This is a genomic window from Streptomyces sp. NPDC054840 (assembly GCF_053611065.1).
This window is the reverse complement of the sequence record NZ_JBSGZP010000730.1, coordinates 1-3,505: the sequence shown is the minus strand read 5'-3', so window position 1 is coordinate 3,505 and position 3,505 is coordinate 1. Positions and strand designations below refer to the sequence as shown.

Genomic DNA, 3,505 nt, shown 5'->3' with positions numbered 1-3,505 from the left:
CCCGCCCCGGCGCCGCTCCCGGGGGTCGCCCACGGCCCCGGGGCCCAACGATTTGCCGGGTGGCCCCCGGCGGCATGTCCGCATGGCCGTACGGCTAGACCTGCGCCCTCCTGGCGTCGCGGCGTCGGGCCACGTAGCGGAGCAGGGCCCAGATCGCCGTGGCGTTGACCAGGGCGCTGACCAGGATCACGGCGCAGAAGCCGAGTCCAACCCACATCGAGGGGTCGTCGGCCACGGAAGTGTCGGGTGCCACCCAGTCCGTGGGCAGCGGGTCCGACGCCGAGGGGTAGTCCGTGGGCAGCTTCGCGGGCGGCTCGGAGCCCTCGTACAGGGGGGCGAAGGGCGTGTCCGAGTCCAGGGCGTCCGGCGCAGGGATGAGGAACGTCAGCAGCAAGAGGCTGACCGGCGCCGTGGCCAGGATCGGGAAGACCGCGAACATCCCGCTGTTCCCGTTCCACTGGCCGACCGCGACGTAGACCAGCATCGCGACCACCAGTGCCAGGTACGCACCGGGCACCCACATCTCAGCCTTCGACCAGCGCCGCACCATGACGTTCCCCCTCCCGTTCCGCTTCGTTCGTTCTGTTGCCAGTCTCGAAGCTGCCGGGCCCCGCCACCTGAGTACGCCTACTCATCCTGTTCGGCCCTGCGTACCCGGTCAGAGCCATGCACGGCAAGCACACCGGGGACACGGCGCACCGTATCCCCGCATGTCCGGCACACGGCGCCAGACGATTCCGCGACTAGACCACGACCCCGGTGCCGAGACCGCCGGCACCGATGGCGCCCCGCAGGACGTGGGCGATCTCCTCGGGCTTGAGGTCGATGCCGTCGAGCCCCTCCAGGGTCAGCGGGATCTCTTCCAGCGCGTATTCGCCGCGTCCCTCGGCGCTGAACTCGGGGCCGGTGCGGTCTTCGAAGGACCAGGTCGCGATGCGGGCGAGGTAGAAGAGCTGACGCTCCTTGTCGGATTCCATGGTGTGGAGGAGGCGGACGATGTAGGCCTTCCCCGCAATCTCCTCGTGGATCTCACGGTGGAGGGCGGCCTCCCGGGACTCGTCGCTCTCCTCGACCCCGCCGCCGGGCAGCACCCAGTACTCGGGGACGTCCGGCTTGGTGCGGCGGATGACCAGCATCGTGTCGTCAGCGGTCACGAGGACGGCGCGGACCCGTTCGATCATTTCGCTGTGTCTCCTTTCGTCAAGCAGCGACTACCCGAAGGTGCGGAGCATTGTGGCGTAGATGGGCGCGTCGGGGTCGCTGCTGATCACCGATGTGCTGGTACCCCCAGCTTTGACTGGTTGAGCAGCTCCATGGCGCGTGCGACGTCGTCGTCGAGCGCTACTCGACTGGAAGCTCGAAGACCCTGCGGGCCAGGTGTCGAGTCCATCCGTCCGATCCGTGACGAGATCGAGAAACTCGCCGCCGATCCGAGCGATCGCGCCGCCCGCCCGGCACCACCGCGAAGGGCGTGCCCGACCGTGCCCTTAAGGACGGTCAACAGCGGTCAGCGTCGATCTCGCGGTGCCCGGCCTGCCTGGACCTCCTCGCCCTGGGCAGCCGCGACGAGGAGGGCCGGGGCTGCACACGGTGGCTGTGAGCGCCTGGCGACCGCCGGTGCCGCACCCATGGAAAAGTCCAGGGCTGGACACCGGGGCTTCTCCGGGCTCATGCCGTGGGCGGCATCATTCCTTTGCAGCCTTGAAGGAGACTGCCGACACCGTGACCAGGATGACCGCGAGTGCGACGCATATCGCTCGCAGCGTGGCGTCGGTTCCGAGGGCGCCGCCGACGACCGCGGCAATCGCCGCCGCGAGCGCCGCAAAGGCGACCGTGCGGGAGCGGCCGGACTTCGGGGTCTGCTGGCATCTCAACCTCAATCGTTACTTGCGGCATGGCCCATCCATGATCGGCCATGGCCGGTGACGAAACATTATCTTGCGGCCGGAATAGCATGGTTGAGGGCGATCGGATCACCGAACGACCTCGCGGCCATCACCCCCAGCAGAGCCGCCTCCCTCGGGAGAATGCCGAGCCGGTTCGTCATCATGTGCACCTGAGGGAACATCAAGTGGCCCGTGGTGCGCGGGATCCCGGCAGCGGCGGCCTCGCGTAGGTGCGCGGTGAGCGTCGCGATCCACGATGCGAGCCGTGCCGTCACCGAGGCGTCCGCCGCGAGTTCGGCCATGCGGGGGCCTATTCCCCAGCGGTCCAGCGTCGCTGCGTCGCGCAGTCGCGACTGCGGTTCACCGGCTGCGGGGCCGGCGTCTCGTGTCCACCAATGCAGATGCCGAACCCAGAAGTGTGCGGCGTCGAGCGGTACCTCCGCGGCTGCCCCGCCGAGGTCGCCCAGCGAGCGGACAGCCGCCTCCATCAGCAGGGTCGCCAGTGCGGTCCGATCCGGCGAGCGCCGGAAGTCTGCTGCCCACAGGGCCAGATCGCTCGACTCCTGGAAGACCGCTTCGGCAAGCCGCGTACCCTCCGGGCCGCCGTACTTGCCGTATTCCGGCTCGTACAACGAGGCATCAGCCCCCGCGTACCGCCCGCCGAAAGGCTGGAAGTCGAGGTCGAAGAGGGAGAACCGCTGCTCGACTCGTTCCCGGCCCAGTGCGGCACACAGTGCGGCCAGCGTCGGCAGGAGCTGGTGCGGCGCGTCGAGCAAAGCAAGCTGGACGCGTTCCATGACGACTACCTGGCCCTGCTCGCACGCTATGGCCGCGGCCCCGAGGACGCCCCCGACGACGCACTACCCGTACTTCTCCGCTGGTTCGGCCTGCCCGCTGACTGATGGGCAGCCGGCCGGTGAACCGTCCGATCGGCCCGACCGGCACCCCGGCCTTGGCGCGGGTTCGATGCCCGTCATCCGCTCTTGAACGAAGCCACAGGTCACCTGGGCCTTCGCGCGGACCGCGCGTCGCACGTGGCGTGCACCCTTGCTCCCGGAACGCTGCACTCGGGGAGAATCAATATCTGTCCCCGCGGTCAGAGAGTTTAATGGACCCCGCGAAGAGAGTTTTTCCGCGCCGCGCACGATGGAGATATTCGGCGCACACAAACTGCTGCAGCGTGCTACTGTCGATCTCGGTTGCAGTTGTGGTACCCAAAAAACTTCAAGCGCTCCAGTCGGCCTCCGCGCCACATTCGAGCGCTTCATATTTCCGGTAATTTTCCGGCGGGGCATCATCGCGGCGACACGGTGTCCGTGCAGTGCGGGCGCCGGCGTACTGCCCCATAAGGAGAATTGACATGGCATCTGGCACCGTGAAGTGGTTCAACGCGGCAAAGGGTTTCGGATTCATCGAGCAGGACGGTGGCGGCGACGACGTCTTCGCCCACTTCTCGAACATCGCCGCCCAGGGCTTCCGCGAGCTGCTGGAGGGCCAGAAGGTCACCTTCGACATCGCGCAGGGCCAGAAGGGCCCGACGGCCGAGAACATCGTTCCCGCCTGACGCTGACGCGCATCTCGCAGCTGGGGCCCGCATCCCTCGGGGTGCGGGCCCCAGC

Annotated in this window: 5 protein-coding genes; 1 reads left to right on the top strand and 4 read right to left on the bottom strand. The window is 68.2% G+C overall.

Annotated features, from left to right (window positions below):
* Nucleotides 1-94: 94 nt before the first annotated feature.
* The 4 genes from ACWGIU_RS33040 to ACWGIU_RS33025 form a co-directional block, all read right to left on the bottom strand.
* Nucleotides 95-550, bottom strand: coding sequence for an SCO4225 family membrane protein (locus ACWGIU_RS33040; protein ID WP_453711792.1), 456 nt, complete (start codon nt 548-550; stop codon nt 95-97).
* Nucleotides 551-743: 193 nt separating this feature from the next.
* On the bottom strand, nt 744-1,181 hold the full coding sequence (locus ACWGIU_RS33035; protein ID WP_453711791.1) for an NUDIX hydrolase: 438 nt from the start codon (nt 1,179-1,181) through the stop codon (nt 744-746).
* 504 nt (nt 1,182-1,685) lie between these two features.
* Nucleotides 1,686-1,874: a hypothetical protein gene (locus tag ACWGIU_RS33030; RefSeq protein ID WP_453711790.1), complete on the bottom strand. Its 189-nt coding sequence runs from the start codon at nt 1,872-1,874 to the stop codon at nt 1,686-1,688.
* 59 nt (nt 1,875-1,933) lie between these two features.
* The gene (locus ACWGIU_RS33025) at nt 1,934-2,683 is read right to left on the bottom strand and encodes a lantibiotic dehydratase C-terminal domain-containing protein (protein ID WP_453711789.1); all 750 of its coding nucleotides are present in this window, start codon (nt 2,681-2,683) and stop codon (nt 1,934-1,936) included.
* A 563-nt stretch (nt 2,684-3,246) separates the two neighbouring features.
* On the opposite strand from ACWGIU_RS33025, the gene ACWGIU_RS33020 reads away from it, so the two are divergent.
* The gene (locus tag ACWGIU_RS33020; protein ID WP_030647895.1) at nt 3,247-3,450 is read left to right on the top strand and encodes a cold-shock protein; all 204 of its coding nucleotides are present in this window, start codon (nt 3,247-3,249) and stop codon (nt 3,448-3,450) included.
* Nucleotides 3,451-3,505: the final 55 nt, after the last annotated feature.

Excerpts from the sequence above, each read along its gene's own strand:
- ACWGIU_RS33035 (WP_453711791.1), bottom strand. The coding sequence starts at position 1,181 with ATGATCGAACGGGTCCGCGCCGTCCTCGTGACCGCTGACGACACGATG.
- ACWGIU_RS33025 (WP_453711789.1), bottom strand. The coding sequence starts at position 2,683 with ATGGAACGCGTCCAGCTTGCTTTGCTCGACGCGCCGCACCAGCTCCTG.
- ACWGIU_RS33040 (WP_453711792.1), bottom strand. The coding sequence starts at position 550 with ATGGTGCGGCGCTGGTCGAAGGCTGAGATGTGGGTGCCCGGTGCGTAC.
- ACWGIU_RS33020 (WP_030647895.1), top strand. The coding sequence starts at position 3,247 with ATGGCATCTGGCACCGTGAAGTGGTTCAACGCGGCAAAGGGTTTCGGA.